Source organism: [Micrococcus luteus] ATCC 49442 (genome assembly GCF_010367585.1).
In the GTDB taxonomy this organism is placed as follows: domain Bacteria; phylum Actinomycetota; class Actinomycetes; order Actinomycetales; family Micrococcaceae; genus Arthrobacter; species Arthrobacter luteus_A.
The window spans coordinates 3,555,164-3,575,776 of record NZ_JAAAXP010000001.1; the positions used below are offsets into that span (position 1 = coordinate 3,555,164).

Below are 20,613 nucleotides of genomic sequence, written 5' to 3' on the forward strand. Positions count from 1 at the left end.
GTGCTCGGTAACTACTGCGCCAGCCGCTGGCCCGCCCAGGTTCCAGGAATGTTCGACGGCGATGCAAGGGTTCCGCCGGTCAGGTCCCAGTACTGCACCACGTCATTCGCGCGGCGCAGTGCCACCCCGGTCGAGTTCAGGCCGGTGACGTCCCGCAGTGGCCGGATGCCGGTCACATCCCCCCACCCGGTGGCTACCGCGGGCCGGGCTTCGGCGCGCGGCGCCGGTGTTCCGGCGCCGCGGTAAAGCTGCACCACGCCATCGGACCTTCTTGCCAGGATGTCCTGGAAACCGTCGGCGTCGTAGTCCACCATCGCCAGCCTGGTGGCCGCTACCGCGCCGGCCATCAGCGTGCGGGAGGACATGTCTCCCATGCCGGCGTTCGGGTAGAGCCACAGGTTGCCTGACGTGTCCAGGGCGACGAGTTGCGGTAGGCGGTTGTTGGCGCACCAGCCCCCGACGGCGAGGGTCATGCCGGCCCAGCCGGACTGGCCGAGAGTGACCGCAGCGCCGAAGCCGCCGCCCGCATACCCGGGATGAAGCGTCAGCCGGCCGTCGTTCCACTGGGCGAGGATGTCGTAGGTACCGTTACGGTCCCAGTCGGTGACGAAGACTTCCTTGACGTTGCTGAAGAAGGAGTTGATGACCTTTGCGGGGCCGTACGTCCTGTTCCCGGTGGAGGGGCGGTTGATGAGCTCGCCGCCTGTATTCACGGAGACGAGGTCGGCGGCGCTGGTGATTGCCGCGCTGCTCAGATCCAGTGTTGGCGGCATGTGCTTGACGGTCGGATCGCACATGGTCGGCGTGGCTGGAGGGAAGACGGTGCCGCTGGTGCTGCCGCCGGGCGAGGACACGGTACCGGCGGGGAGTGTGGTGTAGCCGAAGAAGTTCACCACGCCCCAGATCCTGTACAGGCTGTCCGTGTAGGAGATTCCCGCGCCCATGACGTTGAACCGCGGATCGAGCAACATGGCGTTGTGGCCCGGTGATCCCTTCCACCACTCCACCAGCAGCGCTGCATCGCGGTCTGTGCGGATGGCGATCACCTCGCCCGCGCTGCTCGGACTCATGGCACGGGCGTCGGTCCAGAAACTCGCGCGGTGCTCGATGACGTCGCGGGAGGCGATGCTGTTGGACCACTCCTGCGCCAGCCCTGCCACCGTGGGGTGGTACTTGACCGGCGCCAGCTTGTTTGCCACCCGGTACTCATTGATTTTGTTGAAGACTGTCAGGATGGCGGCCGCGTTGCTGTCCGGGACCAGCGCTTCGGTGGCAAGTCCCTCGGAGGCGAGGGACTCTGCGGCGAAGGTCTGCGGGGCGGGAACCAGGGTGTTGTTCTGCGCCAGCTCGTCCTCGGGGGCCCAGAGCGGCGGGATGGAAGGCGCCTCGGGCGGCAGGGGTTCGGAGGATGTGGTCACCGGGGCTGTCACTTCGGCCGATTGTGCCGCTGTTGTGCCGGCCGGGGTTTGGTCCCCCGCGGGCGACGCCCGCGTGATCACAGGTTCCACGGCAGGGGCGAGCGGGGATCCGGTGCCGGTGTCCGCTCCGGGTGAGGCGGCGTCGTCGGCCGTTCCTGCAGCACCCAGGGTCACGCTTCGCGGCCCTGTTGCGCTGACTGCAGCGGCTGACGGCTGGTGCCCGGGCGGGCCGTGATACAGGCCCGCGGCAGGGGACACCAGAGCGAGGGCGCACAGCATTGCCACAACGGCAGGCGCCGCAAATTTTCTCAAACCAACCCCAGATCAGTTCAGTTCAGTTGTACCGGCCGGGAGACCATCCGGCGGCTGTCATTCTGAGGCAACATTAGCCCCACTAGGCGACAGCAACAACGAAAGAATGTGCCCTGTGGACAACGCATAGTAATTTGGGAGGCGTGCTGATCAGTGACCGCGATATTCGTGCCGAAATAGACTCCCAACGGATTGTCCTCGAACCTTACGATTCCGCGATGGTCCAGCCATCGTCGGTGGACGTACGGATCGACCGGTTTTTCCGGCTTTTCGACAACCACAAGTACGCCCATATCGACCCCGCGGAAGAGCAGCCTGAGCTGACCCGGCTGGTGGAAGTTGAACGCGGTGAGGCGTTCATCCTGCACCCCGGCGAATTTGTCCTGGGCTCCACATACGAGACCGTCACGTTGCCGGTGGATATCGCCGCGCGGCTGGAGGGAAAGTCATCCCTGGGCCGCCTGGGCCTGCTGACTCACTCCACTGCCGGGTTCATCGATCCCGGATTTTCCGGCCACGTCACGCTGGAGCTGTCCAATATGGCCACCCTGCCCATCAAGCTGTGGCCGGGCATGAAGATCGGCCAGCTGTGCTTCTTCCGCCTGACCTCTGCTGCCGAGCACCCCTACGGCTCGGGCGACTACGGCAACCGCTACCAGGGCCAGCGCGGGCCGACCGCCAGCCGGAGCCACCTGAACTTCCACCGCACGGAGATTTAGCCGGGCTCCTTCCGGGACTTCTACGTCGAGGGGCGAGGCCCGGGTGCCTCGAGTGGCGACGTCTCGGCGCTAAAGCCCCGGTTTAGCGCCGAGATCTAGCCGGTCGATGCGGCGGCGAACCCTGCACTGCTCCTCCACACTGTGGATAACCGCCGCGGCCCGCCGCGGCTGTGCCAACAATGGGTCATGCGGCAGCCCTCAGCCCTCCCGGACCACCTCGCGGGACGCTCCTTCACCTTGGCACAACAAGTCCAGGCCGGCGTCCCGGCAGGGCGTGCGTGGCGGAGCGATCTCCGGGTGTCCAGCCGGGGCGTGCGCGTCCCTTGGGGCCAGGAACAACCACTGCACCACACCTGCACGCTGTTGTCCGCGCTGACCCCGGGCGCCGTCTGCTGCCTCGCCACCGCCGCGCAGCTATGGGGCTGCCAGCTGCCGATGCCCCTCCAAAATGACCTCACAGTCCATCTGGCAAAGGCGGGCGGCCGGACCCGTCCCGTGCGCAAGGGAGTGGCGGGCCACCGGCTGTCCCTGCGCCCGCAGGATGTGGCAATGCTCGACGGCGTCCCGGTCACCTCGCCTGCGCGGACATGGCTGGACCTGGCCGCGGTCCTGGACTTTGAGTCGCTGGTGGCGGCCGGGGACTACTTCATCTGCAGCCAGGCGAGGAGCTTCGGTCCCAGGAAAGAGGCGTTCTGTTCCCTCGATGATTTGCGGGAACAGGTGGTTGTTACTCCGGGCGTCCGGGGGATCAGGAAGGCGCGGCTGGCGTTGGAACTGTGCCGGGTAGGGGCCGATTCAGCACCCGAGACCCGCCTGCGCCTGGCTCTTGGCCGGGTGGGCCTGCCGGAACCGGCCCTGAGCTATGTGGTGCTTGACCCGACGGGCGGGGAACTGGCCTGGCCGGACATGGCGTTTCCGAAATTCAAGGTGGCCGTCAATTACGACGGCCGGCACCACCTCGAGGCGCGGCAGCGCGAATCCGACATCCGCCGGGACGAGTCGATCGCCGCAGCCGGCTGGCAGTCCGTGACCGTAACGGCAGGTCACGTGCGGACCTGGGGCTTCGACGGGTGTGCGCACCGCGTGCTGGACGCCATGGTTCGCTCAGGCTGGCGGATCGATCGGGGAGATCCCGGCGCTAAGCTCCGCTCTTAGGGGCGAGACGTCGCCACTCGATGATGATGAGGGGAGCTACGCGCGGGCCGGTTCTGTGGCCGGGGGCCGGAAGGCCTTGACCACGGGCTCCACGTAGCGGGCGGCCAGTGGACCGAAGATGGCCATGAGCAGGACGTAGGCCGTGGCAAGTGCCGCGAGTTCGTCCGGGACAACACCGGAGGCCACGGCCAGGCCGGCGATGACAATGGAGAACTCGCCGCGGGCGATCAGGGCCGCGCCTGCGCGGAACCGGCCGGGGCGGGCAATGCCTGCCTGCTTGGCCGCCCAGATGCCGGTCAGCATCTTGGTGGCCGCCGTGATGACGGCAAGGATGAGCGCCCAGCCCAGGACCGGCGGGATGGACGCAGGGTCCGTGTTGAGCCCGAACGCGACAAAGAAGATAGCGGCGAACAGGTCCCGCAGTGGTTCAAGGATGCGGGTGGCGCTGTGGGCCGTTGCCCCGGAGATGGCGATACCGAGCATAAACGCTCCCACCGCCGCCGAGACCTGCATGGCCGATGCCAGGCCGGCCACCAGCAAGGCCGCGCCCAGCAGGTTGAGGAGGAACACCTCGGAGTTCTCGCTGTGGACCGCCTTGGACACACGGTGGCCGTGCCGCAGCGCCACCATCAGGACAACGGTGACCACAGCCAGTGAAATGGCTACCGTGGTCAGCCCGCCCAGGAAGCTCACGCCCGCGAGGGTGGCAGTGAGGATGGGCAGGTACACGGCCATGGCCAGGTCCTCGAACACAAGGATGGAGAGGACCACCGGTGTTTCGCGGTTGCCAAGCCGGCCCAGGTCCGTGATGACTTTGGCGGCGATGCCGGAGGACGATATGTACGTCACGCCGCCCATAACCATGGCGCCCACCGGGCCCCAGCCCAGGAGAAAGGCGATCGCGGCACCGGGCAGGAAATTGAGCACCAGGTCAAGAACACCGGCCTGCCAGGACCTGCGCAGACCGGTGAAAAGCTCGGCAGCCGTATATTCCAATCCGAGCATAAGCAAAAGCAGGATCACGCCGATTTCGCCCGACAAATGTGCGAACTCGTGCATCCCATCAAGCTTGACCACCCCGCCCGCACCAAAGGCGAGTCCGCCCACGAGATAGAGGGGGATGGGTGACATTCCGATCCGTCCGGCCAGCCTGGCCAACAGGCCAAGGCAGAACACAACGGCCCCCAGTTCAATGAGGGTCAGGGCCAGAGGGTCCATGGCGTTCAGCCGTTGCGGAGGATATCGGCCGCCAGATCGAGGCCTTCTTGCGTTCCCACTGCAACGAGCAGGTCACCGGAATGGAGGACAACGTCGGGTCCGGGCGACGGGACCACCTCGCCTTCGCGCATGATGGCCACAATGGAGACCCCGCAGCGGGTGCGGATGCACGCCTTCCCCATGGGCTGGTTCTGGAACGGGGAATCCGGGGCAATGGAGAATTGCCGGGTCACGATGCCGGGAACGTCCCGGTGCTCCTCGGTCAGCTTCATGGCCAGGTGCTGCCCGCCCAGGAGGTTGCCCAGGGTGGCTGCCTCATCCCCGGTCAGGGGAATGGAGGCCTGGCAGGTATCGGGATCGTCCCAGGTGGAAACGATAAGTTCCGTCTGGCCCTCCCGCAGCTCCACAACGCCAATGCGGCGGCCGGAAGCCGTCATGAAATCCTTCCGCCGGCCCAGGCCAGGGAGATCGGTCTCGTCCACGTTCATACCTCCAGCCTAGTCTTCGCACGCAGTTTTCGGGCGGCGTGCCGGGACGAAGAACAGGCAGGCGCGGGGCATGGCCGCACGTCAGGACGCGGGGACCAGTGCGATGGAGGTCTTGTTCGGCGGCTTCACCGGCAGGAGGACCAGCAGGCCGGCGAGCAGCACCACCATAATGCCCAGGATGCCCCAGCGTTGGGCCTCGCCGGGAGCAACCAGCGGTGTGGCCAGCGTGATGCACAGGGTGAACAGCGCCGGCGCCAAAAAGCTGACGGCCCGGCCGGTGGTGGCGTACAGGCCGAACAGTTCGCCGGTCTCGCCGGTGGGGGCCAGCCGGGCCAGGTAGGCGCGCGATGAGGACTGGGCCGGACCCACAAAGAGGCAGAGGAACAGGCCGAAAACCCAGAAGGTGGTGCTGCCGGCCCACGCTGTGCCGAAGAAGACGTAATCGCCGTTGCCAAGAACCAGGATCATGGTGCCGGCGAGCAGCAAACCCACCAGGGAGCCCATGATCACGGCCTTGGGTCCCACCCGGTCATCCAGGAAGCCGCCGACGATGGCGCCCACTGCAGCCACCACGTTTCCGAAGATGGCGAAGAAAATGACCTGGGACAGTTCAAAACCGAACGTGCCGGCCGCAATGATGCCGCCGAACGTGAAGACGGCGGCGAGGCCGTCACGGAAGACGGCACTGGCGAGGAGGAAATAGATGGTGTGCGGGCTGGTGGCGTAGATGGCTTTGATCCGGCGGAGGAGCAGGCCGTAGGAGGCCAGGAAGCCCAGCGGTCTGGCCCGCGCCGGCCGCGGGAGTTCCGGCACTGCGAACAGGACAGGGAGGGCGAAGATGAAGAACCATAGGGCGGAGAACACCGCCACCAGCCGGATGTTCAGGCTGTCCTCCGTGGAGGAGCCGAACCAGTCAAAGCTCGGCTGCACAAAGAGCTGCAGCACTACCAGCAGGGCCACAATGCCGCCGAGGTAGCCCATGCCCCAGCCAAATCCACTGACCTTGCCGATGTTCGTCGGTGTGGAGACCTGGGCCAGCATGGCGTTGTAGTTGACGCCCGCGAACTCAAAAAACACGTTCCCCAAGGCAATCAGGGCGACGCCCAGGAGCAGGAACTCGGGCCGTGGAAACACAAAGAAGCACAGCCCGGTCAGGACGGCCACCGCCACGGTGTTGACGCCCAGCCATAGTTTGCGCCGCCCGCCGTTATCCGAGCGTTGCCCTGTCACGGGGGCGAGCAGTGCGATGGCGAGGCCGGCGATGGACAGGGCGCCGCCAAGCACGGCCGAGGCCTGATCCTCGCCGCCGAAGGCTTTGGAGGTGAGGTAGACGGTGAAGACGAAGGTGGTCATGACCGCGTTGAAGGCCGCCGAACCCCAGTCCCAGGCGGCCCAGGCCAACACCCGGCCCTTACCGGCCGGCTGGTTTCCGGACGCGAGTTCCGACGGCGGCTGCGTGGCCTCAGGAGGGGCGCTGGCGGTGTTCATAGGCTGAATGGTATCCGCCCGTGGCGAACAAGCCGGGCATGGTACGCCGGACACCCGGCAAAATCGAGCCGCCAGCCTTCCTCGCGGGGAAAAAGCCCGAAACCACTTGGTAAACTGGCCACCGAACCTAACGACTGACCGCCTGCCCTAACTTTTTGACATTCGAATCCCTGACGTTGCGGAGATAAACAGTGATCACAGTCCTTGCCGTGCACTTTACGGTGGCTGCTGTGGCTCCCCTTCTGTTCAGGGCCTGGGGCCGCAACGCCTTTTATGCGCTGGCTGCTGTGCCCGCTGCGTCCTTTGTCTGGCTGCTCTTCCAGCACGGTGCGGTGTATTCGGCTGCCGGAGCTGTTTCCGAGGTCAACCCGTGGATCCCCGGACTGAAACTGGAATTCGCGTTCCTGCTGGATCCCCTGGCCTGGGTGATGTCCCTTCTTGTCCTCGGCGTCGGGGCCCTGGTGCTTGTCTACTGTGCCCGGTATTTCGGCACAAAGGACCAGGACCTGGGCGGCTTCGGGGCACAGCTCCTCGCCTTCGCCGGCGCCATGTTCGGCCTGGTGGTGGCGGACGATCTTCTCCTGCTGTTCATCTTCTGGGAACTCACCACCATCCTGTCCTACCTGCTGATCGGTTTTGCCCGCACCAGGCTGGCGGCCAGGCGGTCCGCGCTCCAGGCCCTGATGGTCACCACCGCCGGCGGGCTGGCCATGCTGGTAGGCCTGATCATGCTCGGCCACACCGCCGGAACGTACCGCATCTCGGAGATCCTCGCCCAGGCTCCCACGCTCACAACCGGGCCAGGCAGCGCGATCGTGGCTGCCGCCGTCGTCCTGATCCTTGTGGGCGCCATCAGCAAGTCCGCACTGGTTCCCTTCCACTTCTGGCTGCCCGGAGCGATGGCGGCACCCACCCCCGTCAGCGCCTACCTGCATGCTGCCGCGATGGTGAAGGCCGGCATTTACCTGGTTGCCAGGCTTGCTCCGGGCTTTTCGGAGGTGGCGTACTGGCAGTCGATAGTGCTTGGGCTGGGCCTGGCCACCATGCTGGTGGGCGGCTACCGGGCGCTGCGCCAGACGGACATCAAGCTCATCCTGGCGTATGGAACGGTGAGCCAGCTGGGCTTCCTGACCATGGTGGTGGGCCTGGGCACGCCGGACGCGGCCCTCGCCGGCCTCGCCATGCTGCTGGCACACGGCCTGTTCAAGGCCACCCTGTTCCTGGTGGTGGGAATCATCGACCACCAGTCCGGAACCCGCGATGTCCGCCAGCTCTCGGGCGTGTTCCGCTCCTCGCGCGCGCTCGGCATCGTGGCCGGCATTGGCGCCGCGTCCATGGCCGGTGTCCCGCTGCTGGCAGGCTTTGTGGCCAAGGAATCGGTCCTGGAAGCCTTCCTCCACCATGCCGACGGCGGGGAGCCCTGGAGCACGGTGGTCCTTGCCGGGATCGTGCTGGGCTCCATCCTCACTTTCGCCTACAGCGCCCGCTTTATGTGGGGCGCGTTCGCCGTCAAACCCGCGGTGGAACCCACGCCGTTCAAGGCGGTCAAGCCTTCCTTCCTCGCCGCTCCCGCCCTTCTCAGCCTCCTCAGCATCGTGTACGGCCTGTGGCCTGCCCCGGTGGACGCCTGGATCCAGCCGTACGCGGCACTCTTCGCCTCCACCGCGCCCGACGCCGGAACCCCGGCCGAGCAGGCAGGGCACCTTGCGCTGTGGCACGGGATCAACCCGGCGCTTGGGCTCACCGCGCTGACGTTCGCGCTGGGCCTGGCCATGCACTTCGGCCGGACGCTGGTGGACCGTGCGCAGTCCCGGGTACCCGGCTGGATCGACGGCGACCGCATGTACCAGCTCACCATCGGCGCGCTGGACGACGTCGCGGTCTGGATCACGGGCCGCACGCAGCGTGGTTCGCTGTACTTCTACCTCTCTGTCATCCTGTCCATGGCGTTCGCACTGCCGCTGACTGTCATGCTCTTAGCGGGCAAGCCGATCCCGGAAAACCTGTACTTCATCGACCCCTACTCGCCGCTCCAGCCCGTGGTGGGCGCGGCGATTGTGATCGGTGCCCTGGCCGCGGTCAAGGCCAACAGGCGCTTCCTCGCGGTGCTGATGGTGTCTGTGACCGGATACGGGATCGCCCTGATGTTCGCCCTCCAGGGTGCGCCGGATCTTGCGCTGACCCAGATGCTGGTGGAAACCATCATCCTGGTGGCCTTTGTGCTGGCGATGCGGAGCCTCCCGGCCGAGCTCCGGGACCGGACAGGCGGCAGGTACCGGGTGGTCCGTGTGATCATCGGGGCGGCGTTCGGCGTCACCATGGTCTTCGCCGCCATCTTCGCCATGGACGCACGGGTGGCAACACCTGTGTCGCTGGAGTTCCCGCGCCTGGCGTACGAAGGCGGCGGCGGACTGAACATCGTCAACGTGACGCTGGTGGACATCCGCGCCTGGGATACGTTCGGCGAAATTTCCGTCCTGGCCCTCGCCGCCACCGGCGTCGCCAGCCTCATCTTCGTCCGCGGCCGCGGCGACCGGAACCTGCTCTCCGCCATCGTTGCCGAGGGCAGCGTAGGCCGGCGGGCCGCGGCGGATCCGGGGTCGCGGGACGCCGCGGCGCTGGCCATCAGCAGGAAGTTTGCAGCGTCGACCCGGGACGCCTGGATCGTGGCAGGCCGCACCCTGGCACCGGAACGCCGTTCCATCATCTTTGAAGTCGTGACCCGGCTGATCTTCCACTCCCTGATCATTTTCTCCCTGTACCTCCTCCTGGCCGGGCACAACCTGCCGGGCGGCGGATTCGCCGGCGGTCTGACAGCCGGCCTTGCCCTCGCCATCCGTTACCTGGCGGGCGGCCGGTTTGAACTGCGGGAGGCCACACCGGTGGGTGCGGGTACGCTCCTGGGGATCGGGCTCGCGACGGCGGCCTCATCGGGTGTGGTGCCGCTGCTCCTGGGCGGCCAGGTGTTCCAGACCGCCATCATTGAGATCTGGCTGCCGGTATTTGGCGACATCAAGTTCGTCACCTCCACCCTCTTCGATATCGGTGTGTACATCGTGGTGGTGGGCCTGGTCCTGGACGTCCTGCGCAGCCTGGGCTCCGAGATCGACGAACACTTTGACGAACAAACGTCCGGGCCCGCCGAGGAAGCACCAGCCGAGGAAGCACTCGCGGAGGACGCCCTGGCGGAGGACGCCCTGGCCGGCGACGTGCTGGCCGCCGCGGGGCCCGCCGAAGGCCACGAGCCCGTGGCCATGTCCACCGAAACCACAGCGAAGGGCCACGGATGAGTGTCAACCTGACCCTGCTGATTGTGATGGGTGCCCTGTATGCGTGCGGCATCTACCTGATCCTGGAACGCAGCCTCACCCGCGTGCTGCTGGGGCTGATGCTCCTGGCCAACGCCACCAACCTGCTGATCCTGGCAACGGGTGGCTACGCCGGCCTGGCGCCGTTCTTCAACAAGGACACCGGTGCCAACGAATACGCCGACCCCCTTCCGCAGGCCCTGATCCTGACCTCGATCGTGATCTCGTTTGCGGTGACAGCGTTTATGCTCGGCATCATCTACCGCACGTGGGTCCTTGCCCGCCAGGATGAGATCCAGGATGACATCGAGGACCTCAGGGTCGCCGAGACGCCGCGGTTCGACGCCGAGGACGACGCCCCGATTCCGGCCGAAACATCAGAATTCCCCCTGACCATGCTTGGCAGCGACGGCAGCAGCATCTCCGACCATGCAGGCTCAGGGCACGCAGACGCCGCGTCCGGCGCAAAAGTTTCGGCCGGCGCCAAGGAGATGCCGGCCGCAGATGCCGCCGCCGAAGAGCAACCCGGTTCACGGAACGTGACCCCTGGCCCCGAAGGAGGTGTGAAGTGAACATCGCAAGCTTTGCCCCGCTCGCCGTCCTGCTTCCCATCCTCGGCGCCGCACTGGCCTTCCTGCTGTTCCGGCACTCCCGTGCGCAGCGGGCCGTGAGCATTGCTGTACTGTCCCTGACGCTTCTGCTGGAATGCTTCCTGCTTGCGTCGGTCTGGGACGGCGGCACCGCCGCGGTGAACATCGGCGGGTGGCTGCCGCCCTGGGGCATCACCATGGTGGTGGATCAGTTCTCGTCCCTGATGCTGGTGGTCTCTTCCGCCGTCAGCCTCGCGGTGCTGATCTACGCCACCGGCCAGGGCATGGCCGACGGCGACCAGGACGCCCCGGTATCGATCTTCCACCCGACCTTCCTGATCCTCGTGGCGGGTGTGTCGAACGCGTTCCTGTCCGGGGACCTGTTCAACCTCTACGTCGGCTTCGAAATCCTCCTGACCGCAAGCTACGTGCTGATGACCCTGGGCGGTACCGGCCCCCGGATCCGTGCGGGCGTCACCTACGTGGTGGTGTCCGTGGTGTCCTCCGTCCTGTTCCTGATCTCCATCGCGATGGTCTACGGGGCCACCGGAACTGTGAACATGGCGGACCTCGCCGTGAAGCTCGCGGACCTGGATGAGGGAACGCAGACACTGCTGCACGTGATGCTCCTGGTGGCCTTCGGGATCAAAGCGGCTGTTTTCCCGCTCTCCTTCTGGCTGCCTGACTCTTACCCCACCGCGCCGGCGCCGGTCACTGCGGTGTTCGCCGGCCTGCTGACCAAGGTGGGCGTGTACGCGATGGTCCGGACAGAAACGCTGCTCTTTCCCGGCGACAGCCTGAACACTCCGTTGATGGTGGCGGCGTTGCTGACCATGGTGGTGGGGATCCTTGGTGCCCTGGCCCAGAGCGACATCAAACGTCTCCTGTCCTTCACCCTGGTCAGCCACATCGGCTACATGGTGTTCGGCCTGGCCATGTCTTCCGTGGCCGGCCTGGGTGCTGCCGTGTTCTACGTGGCGCACCACATCACCATCCAGACCAGCCTCTTTCTTGTCACGGGCCTGATCGAACGGCGTGGCGGCAGCTCCTCGGTGGACCGGCTGGCAGGCCTGGCCAAGCTCTCGCCCATGCTTGCCCTGCTGTTCTTTGTGCCGGCGATGAACCTGGCCGGCATTCCGCCCTTCTCCGGGTTCCTGGGCAAGGTGGGCCTGATCCAGGCCGGGATCGGACTGGGCACTCCGCTGGCCTACGCCCTGGTGATCGGCGGCGTGGTCACCAGCCTGCTGACGCTCCTGGCCGTCGCGAGGGTGTGGAACCGTGCCTTCTGGCGCAAGCCCTCGGACGCCGAACACCCGGATCCGGTCCTACTGGCCGTACCCGAGGATTCTGACACCGGCCGTCGGGCAGGCCGCAACAACGTCACGCTGCTGCCGCGGACCATGGTGGGCTCCACCTTCGGCCTGGTGATCCTTGGCGTGGCCCTCACGGTTTTCGCCGGGCCGCTGTTCCGGGTCTCGGACCAGGCTGCCGAGGAAATGCTTGACAGGTCCTCCTACATCCAGGCCGTGCTGGGTGAAGACACCGAGGTTCCGCTGCTGGCGCTGAAGCCGGGAGGCGGCAAATGAGCCGCCGCCGGATCTCCCTGCGCCAGGAACTTCCGCTCCTGGTCTGGCTGGTGATTGTATGGGGTGCGCTGTGGCAGGACTTCAGCCCCGGCAACCTGCTCTTTGGCGCGCTGCTGTCCGTGCTGGTGGCACGCATGTTCTACCTCCCCCCGGTGGAACTCAGCGGCCGCTTCAACATCCTCTACGCCGTGCCCTTCGCCCTGCAGTTCGTGTGGCGGGTGGCGGCAGCGAGCATCGAGGTGATGTACCTGGCGGCCATCCGCGGACCGAAGGTGATCAACGCCGTCGTGGCTGTCCGGCTGCGAAGCCACCAGGACCTGATCGTCACCGCCGTGGGGCACGTGATCTCGCTGATCCCCGGATCCCTGGTGGTGGAAGTGGACCGGTCAACGTCCACCCTGTACCTGCACGCGCTTAATGTCAGCACACCAGAGGACGCAGAGAACCTGCGCAACGAAGTCCGTTCCATCGAAGCCCGCCTGATCAGGATTATGGGCAGCCCGGAAGAACTCGAACTCGTCCGGCAGGAGGCCGCAGCATGATGCAGACCGTCCTGACTGTCACCGCAGTCATTCTTTCGCTGGCTGCGGCGGGCGCTATCATCCGGATCGCCCGCGGCCCGTCGCTGCTGGACCGCGTGCTGGCCTCCGACGTCCTGCTCGCCATCCTCGGCGCGGCACTGTGCGTTGACATGGCCGTCAACAGGCACCTGAACAACCTGATGCTGCTCGTGGCGCTTTCCGTTGTCGGTTTCATCGGCTCGGTCACGGTGGCACGCTTTGTGGCCGACCGGCGGGAGCAGACCCATGAGTCCTGAACCGAACGTGGTGGATGGCATCATCGATACCCTGACGGCGGTTTTCCTGGTGGTGGGTGCGCTGATGTCCCTGGCCGCCGCCGTCGGCCTGCTGCGCTTCCCGGACCTGCTGAGCCGGATGCACGCGGCCACCAAGCCGCAGGTGCTGGGCCTCTTCCTGCTGCTCGCGGCCATCGGCCTGCAGATGCGGACGCTGTGGGTATGGCCGGTGCTCCTGGTGGCGTGGATTTTCCAGTTGCTGACGGTGCCGGTGTCCGCACACATGGTGGGCCGCTCCGGCTACCGCACCAAGCACCTGCACCGCGAGCTGCTCAGCTCCGATGACCTGGACGCCGTGGTGGAGAAAGCCGCGCAGTCGTCCAGGGATAACGCCTCCGACGCCGGCGGGCGGGACTGATTCCCGGCCGGGACTAGACGATGTCCTGGCTCTTGGCGAAACGCGTGATGGCCCGCTGCGTGCCGCGGTTGGCGAGGACCTGGATGATGGTGCTGACCGAGGCTGAAATGAGCGCAAACGTCAACGCCGAGCGCAGGCTTGTGGGGGTGTCTTCGTCCTTGCCTGTGGGGGGCTTACGGCCGGTGGACTTTTCCCACACGGTATTAACCACCTTGGTGCCGACAAACCCGGCGGCGAGGCTGATTCCTGTGCCGAGCAGCTTGATGAACAGGTTCATGGGTTGAACTCCTTGTGGCGGATCGGGGACTGCCTTTAGCCTAACGTGATCAGGCCGGCGGTCAGCACCTAGGGCTGCCCCATGGAGGCCAGTATTTCCCGCAGCGCCTCCACCACGAGGTTGTGGTCCTGCATCTGCGGGAGTCCGGAGACAGCCACCGTCGCCACCGCCCCGACTCCCGTGACATAGACCGGGAAGCAGCCGCCGTGGGCCGCGTAGGTCGATTCGTCGTACCAGCCCTGGTCCTCGATCCGGCCGCCGCCCAGCCTTCCGCGCAGGCCCACCAGCAGGGACGGGACGTCGTAGCGCGCGGCGGTGCGCTGCTTCGCCCGGATCCAGTGCCCGTTGTCGGGCGTGGCGCCGTCAAGGGCCACATGGAAAAGGACGTGTTCACCCTTGGTGATGTCGATGGCGATGGGCAGCTTCCGGGATTTGCCCAGCTCCACCAGCAGCAGCCCAAGGTTGAGGGCGTCGTCCTTGGTAAACCGGGGGAACTGCAGCTCGCTGACCTCAGCCTCTATCCGCGCGATCAGCGCCTCGAGCGAGCCTGGCGGCTGGGCTTCGCTGGAGTCGGGATCGAACACGGTCACATTCGAGGCGTCGGCAGTCATGGCCCACAATCTACCGCGCCTGCGGTGTAAACTGGGTCACGCCCATCAGGGCAGATTTATTTACGACAGGGGAGCGCCGCCGTCGGGCACTGCAGGGATGCAGCCGGTGGATGGGCGCTGAGAGTGCGGACAGCCGCAGACCCTCGAACCTGATCCGGTTAGTACCGGCGCAAGGGAGTCGAGCTTCTCAGAGTGTCCGGATCCGGGCGGCGCAGGCCGGGCCGAAACCGCGAATACTCTCCCCTCCTGTACCTCAGGAGGCAGAAATGACAACAGCAGGACTCAAGAAGGCCAGCTATTCCTGGCGCGTTGTGGACATTGTGGTGGCGGCTTTGATCGCCATCGCCGGCGGCGTCATTTTCTGGGCCTGGTCCCAGGGTGCCGCGCTGGTGTCCGCGCCGATGAATGCCACGTACCCGCCCCTCACAGGCCTGATCGCGGGCGGCTGGATGATTCCGGCTGTGCTGGGCATGCTCATCATCCGCAAACCGGGCGCAGCGCTGTTCTGTGAGGCCGTGGCCGCGACCGGTGAGCTCATGATGGGTTCCCAGTACGGCACCACCGTGCTGATCTCCGGCATCCTGCAGGGCCTCGGCGCCGAACTGGTGTTCGCCGCCTTCGCCTACAGGAAGTTCAATCTGCCCGTGGCCCTGCTCGCAGGCGCCGGCGCCGGACTGTTCTGCGGCCTGAACGATTCCTTCGCGCCCTGGGGCTGGAACATCGCCTACGAGGCCGGCGACAAGGCCGCGTACATTCTGTTCTGCGCCATCTCCGGTGCCGTCATTGCCGGCGCCGTGTCCTGGATCGCCACCCGCGGCCTCGCCAAAACCGGCGTCCTGAGCTCCTTCGCGTCCCGGAAGGCCTTCTCGGAACCCGTCTTCAACTGATGACCGCTTTCGACGCCGGTGCTTCCGCGGTGCGCCCCGCTGCGGTATCAGCCCATGGCTGGGGCTGGCGGCACGCCGGCCGTGCCGCCCCCGCCGTCCAGGGGCTGGACCTCGACATCGCCCCTGGTGAGCGGGTGCTGCTTTTGGGCCCTTCCGGCGCAGGCAAATCGACGCTGCTGCACGCCCTCGCCGGGGTGCTGGGGGACGAAGGGGACGACGCCGACGAGACCGGTTCGCTGCTGATCGACGGCGTTGCGCCGCGGAGCCGGCGCGGCCGTGCAGGGCTGATGCAGCAGGATCCTGAAACGCAGGTGGTCCTCTCGCGGCTGGGCGACGACGTCGCCTTTGGCGCCGAAAACCTGGCCGTTCCGCGGGACGAGATCTGGAAGCGGGTCCACGAGGCGCTCGACGACGTCGGGCTGCGCAGTGCCGGCGGATCCCCGGGTGCCGCCCGGCTCCCGCTGGACCACCCGACGTCGGCACTGTCCGGCGGGCAGAAGCAGCGGCTGGCGCTGGCGGGCATCCTGGCCATGCGGCCGGGACTGATCCTGCTGGATGAGCCGACAGCCAACCTCGACCCCGCAGGCGTCCTTGAGGTGCGGGACGCGGTGGGCCGTTGCCTCGACAAGACGGGTGCCACGCTGGTGGTTGTTGAACACAGGGTGTCCGTCTGGAAAGACGTGGTGGACCGGATTGTGGTGCTGCAGCCGGGCTCGGCAGCGGCCTCCGGCGCTCCCGGCAGTTCGTCGGGCGTGCTGCTGGACGGTCCGCCGGACCGGGTGCTCGCTGAGGCGCGGGACATGCTGATCGGTGCCGGAGTGTGGGTGCCGGGCTATGTTCCGTCCACCCGTCCCCGGCGCGGCATTTCCGCCGGCAGTTCCGCCGTTGCCGGGCAGCTGCTGCTGGCCGCAGAGAACGTCGCAGTCTCCCGCGAGCGGCCCCGCCGCCGCGGCTTCCGCAGCATCGCGCCGGTGCCGGTGCAAACGGGCATCACCGCGCAGGTCCGTGCCGGCCAGGCACTCACGGTTACCGGACCCAATGGCGCCGGCAAGTCCACGTTCGCCCTGACGCTCGCCGGACTGCTGGCGCCGGTGGCAGGGAAGGTGTCAGCCGCCGTCGAACTGTCCGAAGGCGCCGGAATCGATCCCTTCAGGTGGAAGGCGAAGCAGCTGATATCCCGCATCGGCACCGTGTTCCAGGAGCCCGAGCACCAGTTCGTCACCGGGCGCGTCCTGGACGAGCTGATGTTTGGTCCGCGCCATCTGGGGCATGGCGAGGAACGGGTGGACGAATTGTTGGAGCGGCTCCGCCTCACGCACCTTGTGGACGCCAACCCGTATACGCTCTCCGGCGGTGAAAAACGGCGGCTGTCGGTGGCCACGGTCCTCGCTGCCCACCCGCGGGTGCTGGTGCTCGACGAGCCCACGTTCGGCCAGGACGCCAACACCTGGGCAGAACTCGCCTCTTTCCTGTCTGAAATGCTGGACGCCGGGACGTCCGTGGTCTCGGTGACCCACGACGAAGAATTCAGTGCCGTCCTGGGCGGCGCCGAACTGCGTCTGGGCCCGGCCTTGCGCGGCGGCGCCCGCCAGGAAGCAGAGGCGGCATGAGGGACACCCTGACCCTCCGCGGCAACCAGGCGCTGCTGACGCGGGCCAACCCGCTGGCCAAGTTCGGCTCGGTGTTCCTGATCACCCTGGTGCTGGCACTCTCCATCGACTGGGTGTCCGCCTCGGTGGCGCTCGCGGCTGAGCTGGCGCTGTTCCCGCTCGCCGGGCTCACGCTGCGCCTGCTCTGGCAGCGTGGCTGGCCGCTGATCCTGGCGGCAGCGGTAGGCGGGTGGAGCACGGCGATCGTCGCGGCGGACAGCGGCGCTGTACTGCTCGACGTCGGGATCTGGTCCATCAGCGAAGGTTCGCTTCAGCTGGGGCTCGGGTTTATGCTCCGCGGACTCGCTATTGCGCTGCCCGCGATCCTGCTGATGACCTGCACGGATCCCACCGACCTTGCCGACGCCCTGGCGCAGAAGGCCCGGCTGCCGCACCGCTTTGTCCTGGGCACCCTGGCCGCCATGCGGCTCGTTGGACTCCTGGCCGAGGAATGGCAGACCATCGGCATGGCCCGGCGGGCCCGCGGCGTGGGCTCCCATGGCAGCCCGCTGCAGCGGCTGCGGGCCACCCTCGGCCAGAGCTTCGGGCTGCTGGTGCAGGCCATCCGCCGGGCTTCCCGGCTTGCCGTCACCATGGAAGCGCGCGGCTTCGGCACCGGCCAGCGGACGTGGGCCCGTGAATCGACCTACTCGCTGCTGGACGTCTGGGTAGTGCTGGGCGGCGTGCTGATCGCTGCGGCCGCTGTGGCTGCCGCGGCCGGAGTGGGGACCTGGAACTTCGTCTGGCGTTAGCGGGTCGACGGCGGGCTGGTTTAGCGGGTCAGCCGCGCCCTGAGCGGGACCGCAGCGGCTCGGACCGGTCGAAACCGGCACGGGTCAGGAACGCCAGCTGAGCTTCCTTTTCCGCCAACCGGACCACGGGTCCGAGCTCAAAGCAGGTGGCCTCGAGCCGGCGCCGTGCCTTGGCGTTGCGGGCATCGGGCTCCACAACGATCCTGTCCTTGCCGGGCGTCGAGAACATATAGCGGATGAGCGATGCGCCCAGCTGCGGCGTGAAGTTTGCGACGGGCCGGGTGGCCGGAGCCAGCAGCAGATGCATGCCGATGTCTTCTTCACGGGCAGGGTATGCCTCGCCGACGGGATCGTGCAGTGGCTCGTAGGTCTGGAAAAGTGCCGTTGGTTCGCCGCCGAGCAGGACCAGGAAGGCATGGTGTGTGTCCAGTGAGTCGAGGAACTCGTAGATTTCGAGCACGTCCCCGCGGGAGTGCCCGGTCATGCCCCAGAACCTGGCCCGGGGCTGGGTAACCCACCCATGGATGAGATCGATGTCTTCCGCCGGAACCAGCGGGACGATCCGGAGCTCCTTCCGGCCTTCGAACTCTTCGGCGTAGACAGTTGTTCGGACGGCGAAGTCTTGGGTCGGGGTGGTCATGATTTCCTTTGCAGGCATAGGTTCCTTCGTGGGCATGGGTTGCTTCGGAGGATGGGTAGTTGCGGGGGAGCCCGGGCCGGGCGGGGTGCCCGGGGCTGGCACGGAATCAAGAGTGAGCAGCGTCCAGTCCGTGACCACGGGAAGCAATTCCCCTGCTGCCCACAGGGGTAGCTGGTCCGCGAAATGGGGGTGCCCCGGGGTGCCCGCGGCGCCGAAAGGAACAACCCAGCGGCTCTGCTGCCGGTCGGCCAGGTCCCACACATAACGGGCAGCCGGCCCGCGGAAGCTTCGGTCTTCGACTCCAGGCAGGCTTTCGGTGGACAGCACACACCCGGTGTCGCCGGAGAGCGGCACGGTGGGCGCTGCGTTGGCCAGCGTGCCGGGGAGCTCGTGCACTGCAAGCAGCCGGTGGCGCCTGCCCCAGCCTTTTCTCTGTGTGCCAGCAACGTCCCGCGCGGCTTCTCCCAGGACAGCTTCCTCCAATGCTGCAGCCTCCTCCAATGCTGCAGCCTCCTCCAGTGCCGCAGCTGCTGCGGCGTCCGGGCCGATGCCGAGCTCGGGCCCCCGCACAAGCAGGGTTTCGAGGGCGAATCCCACCCGCGAAGCCGCTGACAGCCATGGCCCGAACACCGGCGCGTAGCCCGTGGGCCCTGCGAGCGGGGCCAGGGCGGGGTGCCGGGCAATCTCGCGGACCAGGAGGCCGCGCCACGTTGCGAAGACTGCCGCGTCCGTACTGCCGGCGTCCATGCGCCCGTCCCACGCCAGAAGCCGCGCGCGGAGCCGGACCGCGGCGGCACTCAGCGAACCGCCATCGAGTGTTCCGAGCAGAGCCCGGTATTGGGGCCAGGGTCCAAGCAACGTATCTGAATGGATCGCCTGCATGCTGTCCGCCGTGTGCGGCCCCGTCCGGGCTTCAAGGAGCTGGCGGATGCGCCGGGCGCGGTGTACTGGCGCGAACTCCATGGCAACCGCATCCCCGCCGCCGGCATCGCGGTCGTTCGCACTCACTGCAGTGTGTGTCACGTCAGAACTGGGCAGCGGCGTGTATATGCCGGTCCAGGAATATGCAGAGTTCCGTGCAGGTACGGGTGTCCGGCGGTTAGCGTGGTTCCGCTCCGGTACCAGCCCTGCCACGAAGTGCCTGACAGTGCCGGAGGCGTCGGCCGCGACCACGCTGTTGACTGGTTCCACCCATGCCGCCAGCGCCCCTTCCACGTCCGCCACCGAACGGCTCCGCAGCAGTGGCAGGAGGGCTTCGAAACCCAGCCGCCCTTCCACCTGCGCCGGAAACCGCAGACTCAGGGCGCCGCCGTCGGGCCCTCCCGCAATGACCGGACCCCGGGCAGTCTCGATAATGTCCACCTCCACGGGGCGGCCGCCGCGGACGTGGATGGTTTCCATGCCGACGACGGCGGGCTCCCAACCGAGCGGGCCTCGCGCTTCGATGCCCGCGGGCCTCGAAGCGGCGGGCTCGGTGCCCGCAGGCGCAGCGCCCGCCGAGACGCGCCGCAGTTCCTCCTCGAAGAGGTCCTGGTAGTCGGCCATGGCGTTGGTGATGGCCCAGGCGGTGTGTCCGGTGTGGCCGAAGTGCGGCAGCCCGGGCACGCCGGGGAAGGCGAACCCGATGGCGTCGAACTCCGGGCACGCGAGCCGCACCTGCTGGTACACGCCAGGCAGTTCCAGCAGGCGATGGGGGTCGCCGGCGATAAGTGGCCTGCCGCTAGCCGTCGCGGAACCGTGTGCCGCCCACGCGTTGCTGCCGGACCATACCGGGGCCTCGATGCTGAACAGGCCCACGGCATCGGGACCCAGTGTTTTGGCCACGTGCGCACGGAAGAGTTTGTTGGGGAACGTGGAGAACAGGATGTGCTGGACCAGGAAGATGCCAAGCGGCGTCCACGCGTGCCACGGCGTAGGCGCCGTACCCGATTCCTCGAACTCGGGCCCGCCGCGCAGCCCGTCTTCCAGGGCCTGGTTGATGCCTGTCACGTAACTTTCGCACCACCGTCTGGTGCCGTCGTCGAGCCCTTCGAAGCAGCGGCGCGCCGTGTCATCCAGCCTGGCCTGCCTGGCGAAGCGGTCCCAGTGGAGGCCGTCCGCACCCATCATTTCAGCGGTGCGGCCTTCCGAGCGCCAGCGTTCGAGCTCGATCTGCCACGAGCGGTCCGCCGCCGCATTCATGCCCTGAAGGCGGGCGAGCTGGTTGGCGGACTCTGCCCACAAGTGCGGAATTCCCCACCGGTCGCGGTACGTTCCGGCGCCGCCTGCGGGAGCGGGGCCGTGCGTCGGGGATTGCGGCAT

Annotated in this window: 18 protein-coding genes and 1 riboswitch; of the genes, 11 read left to right on the forward strand and 7 right to left on the reverse strand. The window is 67.2% G+C overall.

Going from position 1 to position 20,613, the window contains the following annotated elements:
* Window positions 1–11: 11 nt before the first annotated feature.
* Window positions 12–1,730: a CAP domain-containing protein gene (locus GUV69_RS16180; RefSeq protein WP_348272256.1), complete on the reverse strand. Its 1,719-nt coding sequence runs from the start codon at window positions 1,728–1,730 to the stop codon at window positions 12–14.
* Window positions 1,731–1,873: 143 nt separating this feature from the next.
* Between GUV69_RS16180 and dcd the strand changes: the two genes are divergently transcribed.
* Together dcd and GUV69_RS16190 are read left to right on the forward strand one after the other, a co-directional pair.
* Window positions 1,874–2,449 carry a dCTP deaminase gene (gene dcd, locus GUV69_RS16185; protein WP_164204259.1) on the forward strand — a complete coding sequence of 192 codons (576 nt, stop codon included), beginning with the start codon at window positions 1,874–1,876 and terminating at the stop codon, window positions 2,447–2,449.
* A gap of 186 nt (window positions 2,450–2,635) precedes the next feature.
* The gene (locus GUV69_RS16190) at window positions 2,636–3,604 is read left to right on the forward strand and encodes a type IV toxin-antitoxin system AbiEi family antitoxin (protein ID WP_164204261.1); all 969 of its coding nucleotides are present in this window, start codon (window positions 2,636–2,638) and stop codon (window positions 3,602–3,604) included.
* Window positions 3,605–3,640: 36 nt separating this feature from the next.
* On the opposite strand, the gene GUV69_RS16195 is transcribed toward GUV69_RS16190, so the two are convergent.
* The 3 genes from GUV69_RS16195 to GUV69_RS16205 form a co-directional block, all read right to left on the reverse strand.
* Window positions 3,641–4,822, reverse strand: a complete 1,182-nt coding sequence (locus GUV69_RS16195) for a cation:proton antiporter (RefSeq protein ID WP_164204263.1) — start codon at window positions 4,820–4,822, stop codon at window positions 3,641–3,643.
* Between the two features lie 5 nt (window positions 4,823–4,827).
* Window positions 4,828–5,310, reverse strand: a complete 483-nt coding sequence (locus tag GUV69_RS16200) for a cation:proton antiporter regulatory subunit (protein WP_164204265.1) — start codon at window positions 5,308–5,310, stop codon at window positions 4,828–4,830.
* Between the two features lie 81 nt (window positions 5,311–5,391).
* The gene (locus GUV69_RS16205; RefSeq protein WP_164204267.1) at window positions 5,392–6,798 is read right to left on the reverse strand and encodes an MFS transporter; all 1,407 of its coding nucleotides are present in this window, start codon (window positions 6,796–6,798) and stop codon (window positions 5,392–5,394) included.
* Between the two features lie 191 nt (window positions 6,799–6,989).
* Between GUV69_RS16205 and GUV69_RS16210 the strand changes: the two genes are divergently transcribed.
* Genes GUV69_RS16210 through mnhG form a run of 6 tightly spaced genes read left to right on the forward strand, consistent with a single transcriptional unit; the run spans window position 6,990 to window position 13,496 of the window.
* The gene (locus GUV69_RS16210; protein WP_164204269.1) at window positions 6,990–10,088 is read left to right on the forward strand and encodes a Na+/H+ antiporter subunit A; all 3,099 of its coding nucleotides are present in this window, start codon (window positions 6,990–6,992) and stop codon (window positions 10,086–10,088) included.
* Window positions 10,085–10,678 (forward strand): Na(+)/H(+) antiporter subunit C, encoded by a 594-nt coding sequence (locus GUV69_RS16215; RefSeq protein ID WP_164204271.1) that lies wholly within the window; start codon window positions 10,085–10,087, stop codon window positions 10,676–10,678. The genes GUV69_RS16210 and GUV69_RS16215 overlap by 4 nt, the downstream gene beginning before the upstream one ends.
* On the forward strand, window positions 10,675–12,282 hold the full coding sequence (locus GUV69_RS16220; RefSeq protein ID WP_164204274.1) for a Na+/H+ antiporter subunit D: 1,608 nt from the start codon (window positions 10,675–10,677) through the stop codon (window positions 12,280–12,282). Before GUV69_RS16215 ends, GUV69_RS16220 begins: the two co-directional genes overlap by 4 nt.
* On the forward strand, window positions 12,279–12,824 hold the full coding sequence (locus tag GUV69_RS16225) for a Na+/H+ antiporter subunit E (protein ID WP_164204277.1): 546 nt from the start codon (window positions 12,279–12,281) through the stop codon (window positions 12,822–12,824). Before GUV69_RS16220 ends, GUV69_RS16225 begins: the two co-directional genes overlap by 4 nt.
* Window positions 12,821–13,099, forward strand: coding sequence for an MrpF/PhaF family protein (locus GUV69_RS16230; RefSeq protein WP_164204279.1), 279 nt, complete (start codon window positions 12,821–12,823; stop codon window positions 13,097–13,099). Before GUV69_RS16225 ends, GUV69_RS16230 begins: the two co-directional genes overlap by 4 nt.
* Complete coding sequence (mnhG, locus tag GUV69_RS16235; protein ID WP_164204281.1) at window positions 13,089–13,496, forward strand: monovalent cation/H(+) antiporter subunit G; 408 nt, start codon at window positions 13,089–13,091, stop codon at window positions 13,494–13,496. Before GUV69_RS16230 ends, mnhG begins: the two co-directional genes overlap by 11 nt.
* 13 nt (window positions 13,497–13,509) lie before the next feature.
* Here mnhG and GUV69_RS16240 read toward each other — a convergent pair whose 3' ends face one another.
* Together GUV69_RS16240 and GUV69_RS16245 are read right to left on the reverse strand one after the other, a co-directional pair.
* Window positions 13,510–13,773, reverse strand: coding sequence for a DUF4235 domain-containing protein (locus GUV69_RS16240; protein ID WP_164204283.1), 264 nt, complete (start codon window positions 13,771–13,773; stop codon window positions 13,510–13,512).
* Window positions 13,774–13,841: 68 nt separating this feature from the next.
* Window positions 13,842–14,384, reverse strand: coding sequence for a heme-degrading domain-containing protein (locus tag GUV69_RS16245; RefSeq protein WP_164204285.1), 543 nt, complete (start codon window positions 14,382–14,384; stop codon window positions 13,842–13,844).
* 57 nt (window positions 14,385–14,441) lie between these two features.
* Window positions 14,442–14,578: riboswitch (TPP riboswitch) on the forward strand.
* A 72-nt stretch (window positions 14,579–14,650) separates the two neighbouring features.
* On the opposite strand from GUV69_RS16245, the gene GUV69_RS16250 reads away from it, so the two are divergent.
* The 3 genes from GUV69_RS16250 to GUV69_RS16260 are packed head-to-tail and all read left to right on the forward strand — an operon-like array spanning window position 14,651 to window position 17,672.
* Window positions 14,651–15,271, forward strand: a complete 621-nt coding sequence (locus GUV69_RS16250; protein ID WP_164204288.1) for an ECF transporter S component — start codon at window positions 14,651–14,653, stop codon at window positions 15,269–15,271.
* A complete protein-coding gene (locus GUV69_RS16255; RefSeq protein WP_164204290.1) occupies window positions 15,271–16,881 on the forward strand; it encodes an ABC transporter ATP-binding protein in 1,611 nt (536 codons plus the stop codon). Before GUV69_RS16250 ends, GUV69_RS16255 begins: the two co-directional genes overlap by 1 nt.
* Complete coding sequence (locus tag GUV69_RS16260) at window positions 16,878–17,672, forward strand: energy-coupling factor transporter transmembrane component T family protein (RefSeq protein ID WP_164204292.1); 795 nt, start codon at window positions 16,878–16,880, stop codon at window positions 17,670–17,672. Before GUV69_RS16255 ends, GUV69_RS16260 begins: the two co-directional genes overlap by 4 nt.
* A 28-nt stretch (window positions 17,673–17,700) precedes the next feature.
* Here GUV69_RS16260 and GUV69_RS16265 read toward each other — a convergent pair whose 3' ends face one another.
* Window positions 17,701–20,613 (reverse strand): GNAT family N-acetyltransferase, encoded by a 2,913-nt coding sequence (locus GUV69_RS16265; RefSeq protein WP_164204294.1) that lies wholly within the window; start codon window positions 20,611–20,613, stop codon window positions 17,701–17,703.